Origin of the sequence: Enterobacter sp. SGAir0187 (assembly GCF_002952735.2) — a bacterium.
GTDB lineage: Bacteria > Pseudomonadota > Gammaproteobacteria > Enterobacterales > Enterobacteriaceae > Enterobacter > Enterobacter quasiroggenkampii.
In genome coordinates this window covers 4,358,279-4,376,916 of the sequence record NZ_CP025034.2, presented here as the reverse complement: position 1 = coordinate 4,376,916, position 18,638 = coordinate 4,358,279, and the positions used below count along the sequence as shown (strand labels likewise).

Here is an 18,638-nt window from a genome sequence, read left to right as displayed (position 1 = left end):
GGTAACTATTTGTTGTCAGTAAAATTTAGCTCTATGTTGCTACAGAGCCCTCAATGTTTCAACGAGTAGTAGATCTTTTCTGCCAGCCCTTGCGAAATACCCGGCACTTTTGCAATTTCCTCCATGCTGGCGTTGAGTAATCCTTGCAATCCGCCCATATACTTCAGCAGCATCTGGCGACGTTTTGGCCCCACGCCTTCGATCGTCTCGAGTGAGCTGGTGTTTTTCACCTTCGCCCTTTTTTTGCGGTGACCGCTGATGGCGTGATCGTGCGATTCATCGCGAATATGCTGAATGACGTGCAGCGCCGGAGAGTCCGGCGGCAGGCTGAAGCCCTCACCTTCCGGCTCGAAGAACAGTGTCTCCAGACCGGCCTTACGATCGGCCCCTTTTGCGACGCCCAGCAGCAGCGGATGGTTTTTATCCCAGCTGACATCAAGCGATTCAAATACCGCTTTCGCCTGACCGAGCTGCCCTTTCCCGCCGTCAATCAGGATCACATCCGGGATCTTGCTCTCTTCTATGGCTTTACCATAGCGACGACGCAGCACCTGATTCATCGCCGCATAGTCATCGCCCGGCGTGATGCCGGTGATGTTATAGCGGCGATACTCGGCGCGCAGAGGGCCGTTAGCATCAAACACTACGCAGGATGCGACCGTCTGTTCCCCCATCGTATGGCTGATGTCGAAACACTCCATCCGTTTTACTTCCGGTAGCTTCAGCAGCGCCGCCAGGGCCGTTAAACGCTGGTGTACCGTCGACTGCTGCGACAGCTTCGTGCTCAGCGCCGTTGCCGCGTTGGTCCGCGCCAGCTTCAGATAGCGCGCACGATCGCCGCGCGGTTTGGTTTGTACATTGACCCGGCGCCCCGCCAGTTCAGAGAGCGAATCGGCCAGCAGGGTTTTATCGTCAAGATTAAAATCGAGCAGGATCTCAGAAGGCAGCGTGCGCATCTGGCTCCCCTGCAGATAGAACTGGCCAACAAAGGTTTCCACCACTTCGCCCAGTTCGGTACCGCCAGGCACTTTCGGGAAATAGCTGCGGCTGCCGAGCACTTTGCCCTGGCGTATGAACAGCACATGCACGCAGGCCATCCCGGCGTCAAAGGCCACGCCGATCACATCGAGATCGTCACCGGTATTTGAGACAAACTGTTTCTCCGTGACTCTGCGCACCGCCTGAATCTGGTCGCGGATCCGCGCGGCCTCTTCGAACTCGAGTGCGGCGCTGGCTTTTTCCATCCGCGCGATCAGCTGCGTTAACACCTGATCGTCTTTACCGGCCAGGAACAGGCGCACGTACTCCACCTGCTGGGCATACTCTTCTTCACTCACCAGCCCGGCCACGCACGGCCCCAGGCAGCGTCCAATCTGGTACTGCAGGCACGGGCGCGAGCGGTTACGGTAAACGCTGTTTTCACACTGGCGGATCGGGAAGATTTTTTGCAGCAGCGCCAGCGTTTCACGCACGGCATAGCCGTTGGGGAACGGCCCGAAATATTCACCCTTCGCATGTTTTGCACCACGGTGCATGGCGAGGCGCGGATGGGTGTCGCCGCTCAGAAAGATAAACGGATAGGATTTATCATCGCGCAACAGAACGTTATAGCGCGGCTGGTACAGCTTAATATAGTTGTGCTCAAGCAGCAGCGCTTCTGTCTCCGTGTGCGTGACGGTGACATCAATATTCTGGATGAGTGAGACCAGCGCTTCGGTCTTACGGGAGGCCAGGTTGCTGCGAAAATAGCTGGAAAGGCGTTTTTTAAGATCTTTTGCCTTCCCTACATAGATAACCGTACCGCCAGCGTCATACATGCGATAGACGCCAGGCTGGCTGGTTACGGTTTTCAGAAATGCTTTTGAATCGAACACATCACTCACTGACTTAACAACGTCTCCGCATTACACAAACCATGTCGGATGGCCAGATGCGTCAGTTCGACGTCACCATGAATGTTCAGTTTACTGAACATCCGATAACGATAGCTGTTTACCGTTTTCGGGCTGAGATTAAGCTGTTCCGAGATCTCATTCACCTTCTGACCTTTGGTGATCATCAGCATAATCTGCAATTCACGCTCGGACAAACTGGCAAACGGTGATTCGGTTTTCTCGGGCTCAATCTGACTCAGCGCCATCTGCTGAGCGATGTCGGACGCAATATAACGCTGTCCGGCAAACACGGAACGGATAGCATTGACGACTTCCTGCGGTGCAGCACCTTTACTCAGGTAACCCGCGGCCCCCGCCTGCATTACTTTCGCAGGCAGTGGATTTTCGGTATGCACGGTCAGCATGATGACTTTGGTGTCTACAAAGGTACGCGCGATTTTGCGTGTTGCCTCAAGACCACCGATACCGGGCATGTTCATATCCATCAGCACCACATCGGCGGAGTTAGTACGGCACCATTTTACCGCATCTTCACCACAGCATGCCTCACCGGCAACTTTAATACCTTTAATATCTTCAAGAATGCGTCGTATCCCTGCGCGCACCAGTTCGTGGTCATCAACAAGAAGGACGTTGATCAAAGGAAATGTCTCCAGAATAGGGATAACGCTACTGAGTGATAATTTGGTTTATATTAACGGTTTTCATGACAAGATTAAAACGTTAAAAAACCGGCTATTCGATTTTGCTCTCGTTTTTGGAAATTAGGCTGTACAGGCGGTGGAAAGAGAGTCCGTGTTTTTAGGGCTCTTGCGGCTTTTTTTAACCATCTGTATTCAAAAAGTTACAAAAAAATCGTGCTGGCTTAACCTGCACAAAAACAGAGATCAACTTTTTGTAACAATAATTAACGGCATGCGGACCCAACCTAAACAATTAATAGTCATTAACCCGGTTGAGTTTACCGGTACGTTCTGTTTACGCAATTAAACACCCGCGTAAAAGTACGAAAAACAACCGCTGCATTTTTTGCGTTAGCTTGTGGTATACTCCGCCGCCTTGACTTTCGTCGTCGCGCTCTAGCGCCGTTTAATAATGAGGAAAATAAATGAGCACACCTGAATTTGCCACTGCGGAGAATAACCAGGAACTGGCACAGGAAGTAAACTGCCTGAAGGCACTGCTGACGCTGATGCTGCAGGCGATGGGCCAGGCTGATGCCGGCCGTGTGATCATTAAAATGGAAAAACAAATCGCGGAGATGGAAGACCAGGCTGAATCAGCGGTATTTGCTAACACCGTTAAGCAAATCAAGCAAGCCTACCGCCAGTAACAAAAAACGGCTGGATGCAGTGCATTCAGCCGTTCGCTCGCCTGTCACGCAGAACGTTTTACGGAGTCAGATCAGTCCCGTTGCCGCCGCATAGCATGCGATCTGGGTCTTATTAGGTGCGTTAAATTTCTTCTGCATATTCTTCTGATGGAAGTTAACGGTATTCTCTGAGATCGAGAGAATGATCGCTATTTCCGCTGACGTCTTCCCTTCCGCAGTCCATTTCAGAATTTCACGCTCGCGCTTGCTGAATTTCATTTCGGGCGGCATGACCATCTCATGGTCAAAACGCATCAGGGAGGTTAAAGCCATTTGCACCAGCATTTGCAACCGCAGTTCTATTTCTTCATGGGCTAATGGCCCTTCCTGTACACGCGTACGAGAGACTGACAGGAAACCAAGCGCATGATTTGGCAGCATCAGGCACTGCGTTATTCCCGAGCGTAAACCGTGATCCTGGGCGCTGTGCCATAATTCCTGCGCCTCAGCGAATAATGCATCTGTCCAGGGGAGATGGCCCTGAATGAAATTCTCCGGTTTTAAAACCGGATCGATCGCGAAATAGTTCGCGGATTGATATTGCGCCATCCACAGCTTTGGGTAAGTGGTTTGCAGGGAGATCTTAGGGCGGGTAAATGGCACGGGATGGCGCACGCAGAGCGCGTAATAATCAAATTCCAGCGCCTGAGTTTGTCGCTCCAGCTCCTGATATACCTCGGCGGCACAGGTCAATTCCTGAAACCGGAGGGAGCAATCCCGTCGCCAGGTGAAAAAGTCTAAATCCTTCATACTTACTAAATGAAGCCTCTGAACAGATAATCATTATTATGGTGAATATAAGCTAACACAGAAAACTTTTTTCTAGCCACAAAATATCGGCAATAGCACAATTAACTTTACTATCGATAAGGTTTATCCGATCTGGATGGAATAAAAAAACAGAAGCCCTCGCGCAGAGGGAGAATAATTTGCTCCAGGGGTAATTTCTGGAGCAAATGCGTGCAAAAATGCTACTGCATAAGGAATTTTTCAAGGAATTGACGGGTTCGCGGCTGTTGAGGGTTAGCGAACAGGCTTTTCGCTGGCCCCTGCTCCACAATCCGTCCCTGATCCATAAAGATGGCTCTGTCAGCGACATCGCGCGCAAAGCTCATTTCATGGGTCACGATCACCATTGTACGTTTCTCCTGTGCCAGCTGGCGAATGGTGTTCAGCACCTCGCCCACCAGTTCCGGATCGAGCGCAGAGGTCGGTTCATCAAACAGGATCACATCAGGGCGCATCGCCAGCGCGCGCGCAATCGCCACGCGCTGCTGCTGCCCGCCCGACAGGCGACGCGGATAGCTGGTCTCTTTCCCCGCCAGCCCTACTTTGGCGAGCAGTTCGCGAGCCCGCGCCGTCGCTTCCTCTTTAGGCTCACCTTTGACGATCACCGGCCCTTCGATGATGTTCTCCAGCACAGTACGATGCGGGAAAAGGTTGAAGTTCTGGAAAACAAAGCCGACATGCTGGCGCAGGCGGCGAATCAACCCTTTTTGCTGGCTAATGGATTTCCCGGTATCAATCGTGATCTCCCCGACGCGGATGGTGCCGCCTTCCGGCTGTTCAAGCAGGTTAATGCTGCGCAGCAGCGTTGTCTTTCCCGAACCGCTCGGTCCGATAATCGCCACCACTTCGCCCTGCTCGACCTCCAGATCGATCCCATGGAGCACCGTTTGACCGTGGAATTTTTTCACCAGGTTTTTGACGTCAATTGCACTCATTTTGGATCACGCTCCTGGCGGTTAAGCTGGTTTTCGAAATAGTTTTGCAGAGCAGAGAGCACTGTCGCCATCACCCAGTAAATCAGCGAGGCGGCCAGATACATGGTAAAGACCTCAAGCGTACGGGAGGTGATGAGCTGTGCCTGACGGAAAAGCTCCGGAACCTGAATCGTTGCCGCCAGGGAGGTATCTTTCACCAGGCTGATAAAGCTGTTGCTGAGCGGCGGAAGCGCCACGCGCGCCGCCTGCGGCAGAATGGCGCGGCGCAGCGTCTGCCAGGGCGTCATCCCGATACTGGCCGCCGCTTCCCACTGCCCTTTGTCAATGGATGAGATGGCCGCACGCAGGGTTTCGGAGGTGTACGCCGCGGTATTGAGCGACAGGCCAATCATTGCTGCCGGGATCGGATCCAGCTCAATACCAAACTGGGGTAAGCCGTAGTAAATCATAAAGAGCTGCGCGATAAGCGGCGTACCGCGAAACACGGAGATATAAAAGCGCGCCAGCCAGCGCACCGGCAGGATGGGCGACATGCGCATCAAGGCCAGCACAAATCCCAGAACCAGCCCAAAGAACATCCCGCCGATACTAAGCTGTAACGTAAATACCGCACCTTTCAGCAGATACGGCAGAGAATCAATAACCAGTTGAATACTTTCTTGCATTATTATTTTTCGACCTGATTTTTAGACATGAGGATGGTAGGCAAACAGCGCAGGCGCTCCGCCGGTATGGACAAATAAAATCGGCCCTTCATCCTTAAAGCGTTTTTGCGCAATGCCGTCGATCAGTCCGGCCATCGCTTTGCCGGTATAGACCGGATCGAGCAGTATGCCCTCGAGGCGCGCCAGCAGTTTCACCGCTTCCATTCCCTCTTCGTTCGGCGTGCCGTAACCCGGCGCAAAATAGTCATCCCAGAGCAGAATATCGGCCTTGGCCTTCAGCTCCAGCTGCTCTGCGACCGCCTGCTGTAATGTAACCACTTTTGGCTTCTGATCCGCCACGCTGCGGGACACCGTCACGCCAATCAGTTCGACCTCGGGAAGCAGTTGCTCCAGCCCCACCGCCAGCCCGGCATGGGTGCCCGCACTGCCGGACGCGACCACCACGGAGGAGAGACTTACCGCGCCCTCACACTGCTGCGCGATTTCCAGCGCGCTTTCCACGTACCCCAGCGCGCCCAGCGCATTCGAACCGCCGACGGGGATAACGTAGGGGCGAAAACCCTGCGCTTCCAGACGCGTCGCCAGCTCATCGAGCTGGGGGCTCGGGTCGGTCAGCGCGTCAACCATCTCAACCTGCACGTTAAACAGGTCTAACAGCAGGCGGTTACCGTTGGTGAGATAGTTTTCAGCCCGCGTGCTAATCGGGTTTTCCAGCAATGCCACGCAGTGAAGCCCAAGTTTTGCCGCCACGGCCGCCGTCTGGCGAACGTGGTTGGACTGGATGGCCCCGGCAGTGATGAGCGTATCCGCGCCTTCACGCAGGGCGTCCGCCGCCAGAAACTCCAGCTTGCGCAGCTTGTTGCCCCCCATCGCCATGGGCGTCACGTCATCACGCTTAATAAAAATATCGCGCCCTAAATAATCAGAAAATCGCGGCAGATACTCCAGCGGCGTCGGTGCGCCGATGAACTCCAGACGGGGAAAGCGCGTTAAATTCTGTAGTGACATGGATGCTCCGGTAACTCAGACAAAATGTGATATTTTTCATTATGCACGCAGACGCGTAAGAAATAAAAAAGGCGCTTTTAAAAGCGCCTTTTTTTTACGTCCGAAACTTATTTGGTGACGTCAGCGCCGAACCACTTCTCGGAGAGCGCCTTCAGGCTGCCGTCTTTTTGCATGTCAGCAATTGCGGAGTCGATCGCCTTAACCAGATCTTCGTTGCCTTTACGTACTGCTACACCGGATTCCTGACGAGAGAACGCATCACCTGCGACCGCCAGGGTGTTGTTGGTTTTCTTCACCAGATCCAGTGCGGCCAGGCGGTCAACCAGAATGGCGTCGATACGGCCCACGCGCAGATCCTGGTACTTCGTCGGGTCATCATCATAGGTACGGATATCTACGCCCTGCACGTTCTGGCGCAGCCACTCTTCGTAGTTGGTTCCCAGACCGACACCGACTTTCTTCCCTTTCAGGTCAGCGGCGGTTTTAATCCCACCTTCGTTGCCTTTCTTCACCAGCGCCTGAATACCGGATACGGTATACGGGGTGGAGAAGTCATACTTCTTCTTACGCTCGTCAGAAATGGTGACCTGGTTGATGACCACATCAATACGTTTCGAATCCAGCGACGCCAGCATACCGTCCCATTTGGTCGGTTTCAGGGACGCTTTCACGCCGAGGTGTTTCGCCAGCTCTTCAGCAAACTCCACTTCAAAACCGGTCAGCTTACCGTCATCGCCCTGGAAGCTGAACGGAGGATAGGTTCCTTCCAGCCCGACCAGCAGCGTACCGCGCTCTTTCACTTTATTCAGCAGGTTTTCTGCGGCGAACGTTTTCACGCTCATGCCTGCAACCAGCGCAACGGCCATAACACCCATCAGCGCCTGACGACCCAGAAGTGCAAATTTCATAAATACCCCGATATAGTGGAATTTTTACGTAGTGTAGAGAAATCGCCTGCAACGTCAAAGGCGACTGCGCTACATCTTATTCTTTTTTAATATATATCAGAAGTTGTTCCGGCGTGGGCTTTCTGCTTTATGGCACCCGGCATTTGTACCTTATATTGTGCATACTTGCGCAGCGCAATGCGGTAGTTGTTGGTGCTGGTCGCAGGCAGCCACGGCTCCAGGTTCTCGTCCAGATAACCGGTTTTCAGCAGATCGCGAGAAATATTGTTCACGGTCAGATGTTGCCCGAGGCGACGCAGGCGAACCACATATTCGCGAACGGTGCCGTGGCTCATCTCCGTTTGTTCAAACAGGAATTGCTTGAAGCCGATAATGTCGAAGAAGTCGCTTTGCTCTTTGCAGTGGAGATCGCCACAGAAACGGCAAAGCGCCACCCACTCTTTTTGCTCTTCGAGCCATGCTGCTTCGTCCATCAACGTGTCGAGGCGCGAAATCGCGATCTTATTGACGATTTCGCCACGGCGAACCAGCGTGATACGATCGAGTAACTTGTTACAGTGGGCGCAATGCGTCTGGCTGTGTTTAAAGTCTTTCAGGTAGCGGCTTAAAGGCCGTCTTTTAGGTTGCTGCACCGTCATGATAACTCCTGGTTGTCAATACGTTGTGCGGCATTTTAAGGTGAATCAATCACCTATAACTTACCCAGCTTGGTTCGTAAGCGTTTAATGGCCTGGCTGTGCAGCTGGCTCACCCGCGACTCTCCCACCTCCAGAACAGCGCCAATCTCTTTGAGGTTAAGCTCTTCCTGGTAATAAAGGGTCAATACCAGCTGTTCGCGTTCAGGCAGAGCTTCAATAGCTTCCATGACGCGCTGGCGTAAATTCCCTTCCATTAAATGGTGTAACGGGTTTTCTTGCTGGTGCTCATCCGTCACCAGCTCGATGCTATCGCCATGCTCTTCTCGCCACTCGTCATAAGAGAAGAGTTGGCTATTATTGGTATCGAGCAACATCTGACGATACTCTTCAACAGCAATGCCAAGACGATCCGCCACTTCAGTTTCCGTTGCGTTGCGTCCCAGTTCCTGTTCCAGCTGCCCCATCGCATGCGCCACTTCGCGCGCGTTGCGGCGAACACTGCGCGGCACCCAGTCACGGCTGCGCAGCTCGTCCAGCATCGCACCACGAATACGCTGAACTGCGTAAGTCGTAAATGCCGTTCCTTGCAGAGCGTCGTATCGGTCAACTGCATTCAATAACCCGATACCGCCCGCCTGTAGCAGATCGTCGAGTTCCACGCTCGCCGGCAAGCGCACCTGGAGGCGCAATGCTTCGTGACGCACCAGCGGGACATAACGCTGCCACAGCGAGTGTTTATCCATTACACCTTCAGCGGTATAGAGTGAATTCACGATAAACAGCCCTGCGTTAGTTGAGTTATCGGCATGATTATCCGATTCTGCAGAGGTTTTAATCGGGTGAATAGTGGGTGAAATGAGGGGTTATTTCTGCCTTACTCCCTCCCCGGTCCAAATTAACGGGATTAAGACGGACCGGACACTCTACTTTTTCGCACCATCATGAGCGTATCCTGTTCAGAAGAAGAGATGATAAAGCCATGTTTTGAATACAATCTAATAGCCTTTTCTCTGATGCTTAGCACTTCAAGGGCTATCTGTTCAACACCCGCCTCTTCAAGATAAAGAATACTGTTTCGCAATAACTCATCCCCGATGCCACATGATTGCCAACCAGGTAGTACAGAAACATTAGTAATAAATCCGGTCCGTTTTTCCTTATTCAGATATGCCGCAACAAGGCCAATTAACTGGTTATCGCTCCACACTTCAAAGGTAAAGCCATATTTTTTAATTTTAGCAGCATAACGTTCAATATTAACCTGCCGCATGAGATGCTCGACAAAATCGGATTCGCCAAGGTGAAGATGCCCTGCAATCTGCATGGCAGTGGCGGTGTTGACGCGTGATATCATCACATGCTCCTTAACCACTCACAGTCCAGCCATGACGACAAAGGTTGATAACCTCATTTTTACTATTAAACATCATGACATCGATAATTGAGAGCCAAGGGACAAACTCAGCACCAAACTGTGGATAACATATATTCTTCGGTTGGATAAACTGTAAGTTGACACCTTGCTGCTGAAAGCTTTCGCTGTCATAAAGCGCGCGACCACCAGGAAGGTTGATATATGTATGAGCCCCCAGAGTCGAGCAAATGGACAATATTTTGTCCTGAGCACGCAATTTATGATCAATGGCAATATCAGACGAGAGCATAATTTCACACTCCAGAGATAATACCTGACGCAATACCATCAATGAGTTACCAAGATAGTCTGACAAATTATTGCAAGAACAATTAACAATCTTTTCTACAAGCGGAAATACTGTATGAAAGTAAGGTGCATGACGATAGGCATCAAGAAATTGATTGAGCAAATCCTCACGAATAAAATTATCTGACAAGTGACGACTGTTGATTGCGAGAAAGCGCGAATCCTTCGCTAATGGAAGAGTAACAATGCCGGGTTGATTATGTTGCAAAATACGATTGCGATTGATCCAGCCCTGCCTGACGTACTGCACGTTGTCAAATAGAACAAAGCGGTCAACCGCTGACATCAGTTGAAAATAACCAATATAGGGTAGAAAGTAAGGTTGCATTACTGCAATTTTCACAACTGACAATCCTTATTTATAACGCACTAGTTGCGACGCACTGTGCATTTTTATGCGGAGAATATGTCTTACTAATAATTTCCACGATCCGGATCTGATTTTCATATGTCAGGCCAGGATAAATAGGTAGACAGAGAATACCTCGAGAAATCGACCACGCTACAGGAAGATGTCGGGCATCAGCTGTTGCAAATTGACGATACATCTGAAACTCACTAATTAGAGGATAGAAATAGCGTCGTGCAAAAATCCCCTGCTGCCGTAAGGCACTGTAAACTTCATCGCGCGCGCTTAGAATGTTACCCTCAAAGAGAACGGGGAAATAGGCGAAATTCCATTCAATCGAGCAAGAAGGTGTTATATAGCTAAGTTCCGGCAGCCATTCATCCAGCAGCTTTACATACCGCTCATAAATCGCTTTGCGTTCCGCCAGAGCCGCGTCAATATGCTGCAACTGAAGCAACCCCATTGCCGCCTGGACTTCATTCATTTTGCCATTAATACCTGGGGCCATGATGGTGACCTCATCAGCAAAACCAAAATTTTTCAGATAGTCAATTCGCTGTTTGGTTTTAATGTCATGACAAATAATCGCACCACCTTCAAAGGTATTAAATACTTTGGTAGCATGGAAACTCACGACCGAAAGATCGCCGTGGTTCAGGACACTGGTATTATTCTCTTTTACTCCAAAACAATGGGCAGCGTCGTAAATAACCTTTAGGCCGTATGTATCGGCGATCTGTTGAATACGTACGGTATCACAAGGAATACCGTAACAATGCACCGGTAATATTGCTGACGTTTGCGGCGTGATGAGTGATTCAATTTTCTCAGGGTCAATATTAAACGTATCGGGATCAATATCCGCAAAGACCGGAGTTAGTCCATTCCAAAGCAAACTATGAGAGGTTGCAACAAAGGAGTACGGGGTGGTGATCACCTCGCCACGGATCCGCAGCGTCTGCATAGCCGTCAACAGGGCAAGCGTACCATTTGAGAATAAACTCACGTACTTTACGCCAAGATAACGCGCCAGAGCCTGTTCAAGCTGTTGGTGAAACTCGCCGCCGTTTGTCAGGATCCGGTTTTGCCAAATTTTTTCCAGATAAGGAATAAACTCCTCGAGGGGAGGCAAAAGCGGGCTGGTAACATAGACGTTATCACTCATATGAGAACCTGTGGACTAAGGGGTGGTGTCCTATCATAGCGATGAGCACACAGTTGCTATCGGTAAAACAAGACACCTTTCAGGACTCAATTACCCAAACGGCTTAGCTTTCCGGGTAAAAAACGCCCCGGAAAGCATCCTTTGTTACATAAACAGCTCGCGAATCACCTCAGGGATTGACTCCCGATCGTAAATGAAGGTGCTAATCTCCTGCGGACTAACCACGTTGCTGTCGGCATTTGCGATTTCGTTCTGCCAGACCTGAGGGTCAGCTTTAAGGCGCCGGAAGGGGAGATTGTTGTGCAATGAAGGAACATCGCTAGCCACAATCGCTATCCCACAGGCTGCGAGCTGAACCGCCTGATAGTCATCTTTAAAACGGTTGTGGTCGCTGTTCAGCCTGAAAATAATGGCTATGTCGGCTTGCACCTGATGTAGCTGTTCAGGTGACATCCGTTCCCCGTGCCAGCGAACCGTTTCTGCGACCATCGGCAGCCACGCCGCGGGCCAGGCCCCCAAAATGATCCAATCCACCCAGGCGTGCGTGGCGGCGATAACCCGGCTAATGAATTCTTGCTCTTTTACGGATAACGCTTCAGGTATACACAAAACGCGTCTGCGTTCGGACGAAGCCGGCCTCGCCTGCGAGACCCATTCACGCCCCAGCAACACCGGCAGACACGACACCGGCCTTTTTCGTTTGCTTAACTGCGCTTCACGCTCTGCAGACCAGGTTAGCCACTGCGTCACCACACTTCCCTGCTCCTGACCGTTATTACCTGAACCGGCTGAATCCGCCAGCGCATAAATTCGCAAAGGGATAATCCGACTCACCGCCGCAAGACGTGCAGATAGCGACTTATCCGGGGCATGGGTAAGCACCACAATATTCGGTACGAGACGCAATATTTCTGGCACGGACAGATCGGAAGAATCACGTATCAGGCAGATCGCGTTATCTGTCGACAGATTCTGCAGCAAGTCGGCGATACGTTTCGAGTATTCGCAGTCCTCACCATTTTTAAGCAACAGAACCTTTGCGCGCGCCAAGGAGAGATCTTCAGGCCCATTGGTCGTAACAGGCCCATGGCGGAACAATGGACGTTGTAGACTGAGATAGCGGTTATAGGCCGGATCGTCAGTGAAAACCTCTGGCATCTCGGCGAGTAATGTCTGGCGCTGGGAGTTCTCGCTGACGCACACCGTTTCAAGAAGCCGTGTATTGTCCGATACCACAACGCTGAACGGCGACCAGACGGCAAGATAACCAGCCCGCTTTAGCTTCAGAGGCAGAATAATATCAATGACGTGCTGGTCGTCATATTCAACCGACAGCCCGCCGACACGCTGCCATGCTTCACGCTTGACCAGCAGGCAGTTGCTGCTCAAAATGGAATAGTTTTGCTCGCACTGGTAGCGTGACAGTTCGCCTTCTGTTTGCCAGGGTTCCCCTTGACCTACATGCCCGACCCAACCATCGGCCCCAGCGATCATACCCGCACTCAGCAACCGTTGGTCAGTGGTGATAAATTTTGGCCCTGCGCTTCCTACTTCAGGGCGAATCACATGGCTCAGCAATGTCGTCAGCCAGTTTTTCAGGACAAAAAGCGTATGGAGATCCAGAAGTAAAATAAAATCACCTGTCACATTTTGCGCCAGGCAGTTCATGCGACTTGCGTAGTTTTGCTCAGCGCCACAGACGATCGCCGTTAATGGCATCACCTCCTGCATCTGCTTGATGAGATCAATCATCTCTGCATTGGCGTTTTCAGCCACCGCCAGCAAAATCTCTTTGTTCTGCCACTCGGTATTCTTCATCAGACTCTCAACGCAGCGGATCAGTCGCGCCGGTTCATCACCCGCATCAAGCAGAATGCTGACTTTTTCACGTTCTGGCTGTGGGTAGCTAATACGCCACGTCAGATTTTTTTGCTGTACGGCGCTGGCCTGAGAAAATCCACGATGCTGCAGATAACGCTGGAGAATCTGTGCTTCTTCGAGCGGAGATGGGAAATCAAATACGGAGGCAGGCACCAGGGTAATAATATCCGTAATATGCCCAATACAGCCCGTTCCCCATTGCAGCAGATAATCGATCAACGCGTCAAATTCGAAAGACTGACTAAATTCAGGGTTAAATTTACCCGCCGCCAGCCAACTCTCGCGCCGGAACCAGACGCGACGTAAATAACGGTGAGGCGAAGCGAGGAAAAGATCGAGATTAAAATCCGGTTTACGTACCGGAGTGATTTCACCACCCTCAGCGCGTAACGCCTCATCCGTATAAATTGCCTGACATTCCCCGGCCTGCGAGAGCATATTACGCATTAACCCAATGCTTGCCGCAGTGTATTCAACACCCGCATCGATGCAGTGCAGCCAGTCGAAGTCCTCAGTTTCAGCCAGTTGCCTGACAGCACTAACCCAGCTATCTACCGTAACCGCGCGAATATCCATGGTCGTAGCGCGATATCCAGGTTCTGGCGCAACGAGAAGAATCGTGCGTGAATCCACACCCTGACGGGTAAGTGAGGCGACGGATGCCTCGATAGCGCTCACCTGCGCATTCAGGCAAAGGATAACGTGCAGCAGACGGGTTTCTGCTGTAACCGTGGTCGGCAGAGTGCGGTGAGAAATCCAGTGGCTGAACGAGTTGCGCTCCTTAACATCATCGTGCTGCTGTGCTTTTGCCTGGGTTAGAGACAGGAAGCGATCAAACTGGGTTTCCAGAAGTCGCCTTTTGGCCAAAACAACGTCGCGGACAATCGGTAGACCAGCCCGAATGTCGTCCAGTGCTTCCGGAGAATCGGAGTAACCGAAACCGGCACCACCGATATCCTGTAATGATTGCTCGTTCAACGCATAATGCTCATAGCCCGGAACAGACAATGATACGACCGGGCAGCCACATAGCATGGCTAGCAGACAGGTTCCTGACGACTCATAGGTGTAAAGCACGCGCCCACGTTTCAGAAGCATCGCCAGCTCGCGTAATGACAAAGGGTTGCGCATCGACAAAATAGTGATGTTTTCTGGCAACCTCGATAAATCAAGCGCGGATTCAGGGATCCTGTTCAGGTAGAGAAAGTCTTTATCTTTAACCGGCTGGTCATCCTGAAAGAGTGAGAGGTCATAACATTCAATCCCCAGAATATTCGGATCGGGTTCTTTGTCTGCAAACTCAGGGCGATACCAGAAAAAGAGATCGTCAGCACCGGCCTCAATGGCGTTTTGCATGATGACCCCTTCCCTGTTTAGCATGTAGCGGACAGTTACCGGCGCAGAAAAAGGATTTCCCGTAGTGACCTCCGGATAAACAGCAATCCAGGACCTGCCGCTGGAGATGATCTGTTCATAGGCTTCTTGCGTCAGCGCTGGCGCATTCCATTCGGGGTTGATGGTACAACCAACCATCCAGGCACGACCACCACGCTCATTGATCATATGGCATAATCGATGAAGTACCTGAATGCCCAACGACGATTCACGGTAGTCAGGTGCAGCAATCAGGTAGGGAGAATGAAGATCTATATGCATAGTCATTGTGCCAACCAACCTTGTTGCCAGTCATTGAGTCCATTTTCGCGCAGATACCAGTTGCGCTGTACGGCATTCCGTAGTTTATCCCCCTGGCGGATACGGTAATCCGCATCATTGAGGTAAGACTGAATGGCTTTCATCCAGTCTTTATAACGGTTTTCAACCAGGGTCACCGGTAGCCCACAACGGTACGGAGCAATATCCGTGGCAACGATCGGTACTCCACATGTACCAATTTCCAGCAGCCGTAAATTACTCTTGCATTCATTGAACTGATTGATTTCCAGTGGAACCAGTGCCAGATCGAGATTCAGGCTGGCCAGCTTTTCGGGGTACATCTCGAAAGGAACGCCAGGGTGGAACTCACAATGGACATTACGCGGCTTCATTCCCATAAAGACCCATTCAACGTCATTCTCCAGCGCCTTAATCAGAGGTAGCAGGATTTGCAGATCCCCTGCATGGGTACTTCCCCCCGCCCAACCAATGCGTAATTTTTTACCCACCCCCCGTTGACTCAGCAAATGCCCCCATTGGTCGGGAGCAAGGCGGTTTTGCGCAATCCGAATATCATGATGGAAACGGCTATAAGCTTCAGCAAGCGGCGCCGTTGAGACAACAATTCTGTCTGCGCTTTCGAGTATTTTGCGGAAGCTCTTCACCATGCGTTGCGGATAGTTATCACGATTACCATTTTTCAACGGCACGTTAAGTAAGAAATCATCGTACTCAATGATAACTTTAGCATTACAGACTTCACGCAGCTGCTTAATAATGTTCGGGAAACGGCTCCCGGTGAGTGACTCAAGTACAATCACATCTGGCTGAAGTTGCGCGGCTTCCATGACGGAAGGGATGCTGTTCATCATCCCCCCCTCCAGCATATGATGACGCTCCATTGCTTTAAAGGGCTGCATAACCCGGTGATGTCCGCAGCCATTCCAGTCAACATGATGCGCAAGCACAACGGGTAAAGGACGTCCAGGCAAAGGGGTATGCAGACGCGCACTGTTTTCACTCAGAGTGAAAAGCGCGCCGGATTTTTGCATAAGTGGATGATAAGAAGGATCTATGAGCAGCTCTGACTTCCACTCGTTACGCAACTGTGCGTAGTGTTCCAGCATCGGTCGTTCGGGAACATGGTACTTATCGGCCAGAAGGCGTGTCGCTCCGCCCATATGTTGAACGCGCGAACAGGGCGTCCAGACGTTTAAATAGCCCTGCTTTTGCAGCCTTATTCCTAGATCAACATCGGCAAAATAGACGGGATAACGTTCTTGCGTAAATCCGTTAAGCGCGAAAAACACCTCTTTTCGCAGCATCATACAAGAACCGCTCACTGCCGTTACATTATGCGGGACGCAAAGATAGTCCTGAAAACCTGAGTCAGCCCCTCCCGCTCCTGCAAACGCAACCTCCACACCGTTTTGAACGCCAGTCAGATAGCCACCATGCTGGACCCGGCCATCCTTAAACTCCAGGCGAGCCCCTACCACGCCCACCTCCGGGCGTAATGCATGTTCCAGTAACGCTTCCAGCCACGCGCCATCAATGATTTCACAATCGTTATCAAGGAAAACGAGCACGTCTCCCCTCGCCTGCTGCGCGGCAGCGTTGCCCATTTCAGCAAAATTGAATGGGGCGTCATATCGCAATATCCGCACCTGCTCCAGCCCAAGATTCGCTAGATCGTTCAGGAACTGACAGGCATCGCTCTCTACTGACTGGTTATCAACGATCATTAGCTCGTAGCGCGCGTAGTGGGTCTTTTCCATCAGGCTTTCAATGCAGTTCTTTAGTAAAGCAAACCGATCGCGCGTGGGGATTATAATTGAGACCATCGGCTGGGCATCCCAGTGATAGCGAAGGCGCGGTAGAGCTTTAACGGCTCCCGGCTCATAGGAGGCAGAGATACCAAGTCGTGTAAGGTGTGCCAGTACGCCGTTTCGATGCTGTTCCATAAGACCTGGCTGTTCAGTCCAGCGTTGCGCAGGTTCAGAATTGCAGAGCAGCACTTCAGGCACATGCGTTAAGACACTGATGCCCTGCAGCTCGACCAGACGCCAGAGCAAATCGGTAAATGGCGTATAAGCAAAGAGAGGGTTTAGCCCTCCTGCGACCTTTGCCGCATGGCAATCAATGAGCAGCGCCTGTCCAATGTAAGGCTTGCTGCGCAGGAGATCGATATTAACCTCAGGGCGCAAGGTGACAACAGGTTCATCGTTTTCGGCAACCATCATTTCATCACAATAGGCGACACTTGCCTCTGGATGATGAATTCGATGCTCAGCGAACCGCAGCAGCGCGTCATCTAACAGGGTGTAGCCCGCAGGGAGCATCAGCAGCGCCTGAGCAGGGCTGTTTTCCAGTAACGCATTAATATCGGAAACAGAATGCGCCACCTCTACAGAGATCGGCACTAGCGATTGAGCGAGCGCCGATGCATGGGTTATCTGGCACTCTTCAGTCGTTTTATTCTGCGCGAGGATAATAACACCCAGTCTGGCGCGGTCCGGAAAGGCATCAGCACAGGCACGCAAAGCCTCACGACGCGCATTCGTGATATTTCGATCCTTTATCCAGCGGGTAATAGAGTAGTTTTCGCTCTGCTGGAGCAGCAGCGCTTTGCTGTGGAATGCCAGCGCATGGCGATCTTTTTCAGAAAGCGTGTAAGGCCTTTGCGAAACAGGAAAAACCAGCGCAGCGAGAATATTCTGCTCAAGGCTCCAGCGTGATACGAACGTCTGATGATTATTCTGCACCCATTTATTGGCATCGTTATAACCATCGGTCAGCAGTTGAATCCACTCGTCTGCACCCGGGCAAAAACGCAAATTCACCCCAGAGAAATAGTTGGCTTCATAGTGCGCAAAATTTGTATCGTTCAAATACCCTTCAACATAGTTTCCGTGGGCTAAAAAGACCGGTACGCCGAGAACAAGCGCTTTAGGAACATACTGTTCATCCGTGATAACAACGTCATAACCCGCGAGCCACTCCGGTTCAATACGCCCGGATTGAGCACTTAAATCGAGCCATTCAATGCGTATCTGCGACTGGGCTGCGCGCTGCTGCACTTCATACATTTCAGCGGACATTTTATCTGCGATATAGAGAATCCGACGCAACGCTTGCACCTCACGATTAGCGTAAACGTCGCAGTAAGCGTCCGGCACGAGCCACGGCATCAGATGTAGCTTGTCTTCCTGGATCCCCGTCTGTAGCAGGATGGTCTGCGTAAACGCCGACAGGCCAAGCACTCGCGTTGCCAGAGCATTCTCAAGCCCGGCGCCCCATGGAATATAAAGATCGTTGTAATCACTGTAATGGCGGAAGATAAAAGATCCCGCCGTTTTCTGCTCATGTAGCGCTGTAAGCAGTTTCTCGCTAAAAAAGCCTTTGACGACCCATATAACGTCATAGCGTGCGGCCAGTTCTCCCGCATTCTCTGTAACAATCGTCAGGGCTCCAGTTGCCTGCAGTCTGGCCACTTCTGGCTGAAGACGCTTCCCGATAAACGAGGTACAGAGAATCACATGCCATTCCCGTCTTAGCAGGGCATCAGCTATGTCGAGCACTTCCGTGCAGGAAGCAGACCATGCGTCCAGTTTGTCCACACTTATCAGAATTTCAGGCATTTTTATCCCCAAC

The 18,638-nt window shown here is 51.4% G+C and carries 15 protein-coding genes; 1 reads left to right on the top strand and 14 read right to left on the bottom strand.

Annotated elements, in window-relative coordinates; translation table 11 throughout:
• Positions 1-50: 50 nt before the first annotated feature.
• On the bottom strand, positions 51-1,883 hold the full coding sequence (gene uvrC, locus CWR52_RS20930; RefSeq protein ID WP_008500347.1) for an excinuclease ABC subunit UvrC: 1,833 nt from the start codon (positions 1,881-1,883) through the stop codon (positions 51-53).
• On the bottom strand, positions 1,880-2,536 hold the full coding sequence (gene uvrY, locus CWR52_RS20925; protein ID WP_013096026.1) for a UvrY/SirA/GacA family response regulator transcription factor: 657 nt from the start codon (positions 2,534-2,536) through the stop codon (positions 1,880-1,882). Before uvrY ends, uvrC begins: the two co-directional genes overlap by 4 nt.
• 467 nt (positions 2,537-3,003) lie before the next feature.
• Between uvrY and CWR52_RS20920 the strand changes: the two genes are divergently transcribed.
• A complete protein-coding gene (locus CWR52_RS20920; protein ID WP_008500345.1) occupies positions 3,004-3,228 on the top strand; it encodes a DUF2594 family protein in 225 nt (74 codons plus the stop codon).
• A 66-nt stretch (positions 3,229-3,294) separates the two neighbouring features.
• Here CWR52_RS20920 and sdiA read toward each other — a convergent pair whose 3' ends face one another.
• The 12 genes from sdiA to CWR52_RS20860 form a co-directional block, all read right to left on the bottom strand.
• Positions 3,295-4,017, bottom strand: a complete 723-nt coding sequence (gene sdiA / locus CWR52_RS20915; RefSeq protein WP_104950645.1) for a transcriptional regulator SdiA — start codon at positions 4,015-4,017, stop codon at positions 3,295-3,297.
• 221 nt (positions 4,018-4,238) lie between these two features.
• Positions 4,239-4,991: an L-cystine ABC transporter ATP-binding protein TcyN gene (gene tcyN, locus CWR52_RS20910; protein WP_008500343.1), complete on the bottom strand. Its 753-nt coding sequence runs from the start codon at positions 4,989-4,991 to the stop codon at positions 4,239-4,241.
• Complete coding sequence (gene tcyL, locus CWR52_RS20905) at positions 4,988-5,656, bottom strand: cystine ABC transporter permease (protein WP_014884380.1); 669 nt, start codon at positions 5,654-5,656, stop codon at positions 4,988-4,990. The genes tcyN and tcyL overlap by 4 nt, the downstream gene beginning before the upstream one ends.
• A gap of 21 nt (positions 5,657-5,677) precedes the next feature.
• Positions 5,678-6,664: a D-cysteine desulfhydrase gene (gene dcyD / locus CWR52_RS20900; RefSeq protein WP_104950644.1), complete on the bottom strand. Its 987-nt coding sequence runs from the start codon at positions 6,662-6,664 to the stop codon at positions 5,678-5,680.
• Between the two features lie 107 nt (positions 6,665-6,771).
• The gene (gene tcyJ / locus CWR52_RS20895; RefSeq protein ID WP_023336163.1) at positions 6,772-7,572 is read right to left on the bottom strand and encodes a cystine ABC transporter substrate-binding protein; all 801 of its coding nucleotides are present in this window, start codon (positions 7,570-7,572) and stop codon (positions 6,772-6,774) included.
• Between the two features lie 86 nt (positions 7,573-7,658).
• The gene (gene fliZ, locus CWR52_RS20890; protein ID WP_104950643.1) at positions 7,659-8,210 is read right to left on the bottom strand and encodes a flagella biosynthesis regulatory protein FliZ; all 552 of its coding nucleotides are present in this window, start codon (positions 8,208-8,210) and stop codon (positions 7,659-7,661) included.
• Between the two features lie 53 nt (positions 8,211-8,263).
• Positions 8,264-8,983: an RNA polymerase sigma factor FliA gene (locus tag CWR52_RS20885; RefSeq protein ID WP_008500338.1), complete on the bottom strand. Its 720-nt coding sequence runs from the start codon at positions 8,981-8,983 to the stop codon at positions 8,264-8,266.
• Positions 8,984-9,114: 131 nt separating this feature from the next.
• Positions 9,115-9,564: a GNAT family N-acetyltransferase gene (locus tag CWR52_RS20880; RefSeq protein WP_104950642.1), complete on the bottom strand. Its 450-nt coding sequence runs from the start codon at positions 9,562-9,564 to the stop codon at positions 9,115-9,117.
• A 10-nt stretch (positions 9,565-9,574) separates the two neighbouring features.
• Positions 9,575-10,276, bottom strand: coding sequence for a WbqC family protein (locus tag CWR52_RS20875; protein ID WP_252152169.1), 702 nt, complete (start codon positions 10,274-10,276; stop codon positions 9,575-9,577).
• A gap of 16 nt (positions 10,277-10,292) precedes the next feature.
• Entirely contained in the window at positions 10,293-11,447 is a 1,155-nt protein-coding gene (locus tag CWR52_RS20870) for a DegT/DnrJ/EryC1/StrS family aminotransferase (protein WP_104950640.1), read from the bottom strand.
• Between the two features lie 144 nt (positions 11,448-11,591).
• A complete protein-coding gene (locus CWR52_RS20865; RefSeq protein WP_114149326.1) occupies positions 11,592-14,990 on the bottom strand; it encodes a glycosyltransferase family 2 protein in 3,399 nt (1,132 codons plus the stop codon).
• The gene (locus tag CWR52_RS20860; RefSeq protein WP_104950957.1) at positions 14,987-18,625 is read right to left on the bottom strand and encodes a glycosyltransferase; all 3,639 of its coding nucleotides are present in this window, start codon (positions 18,623-18,625) and stop codon (positions 14,987-14,989) included. Before CWR52_RS20860 ends, CWR52_RS20865 begins: the two co-directional genes overlap by 4 nt.
• Between the last annotated feature and the right edge of the window lie 13 nt (positions 18,626-18,638).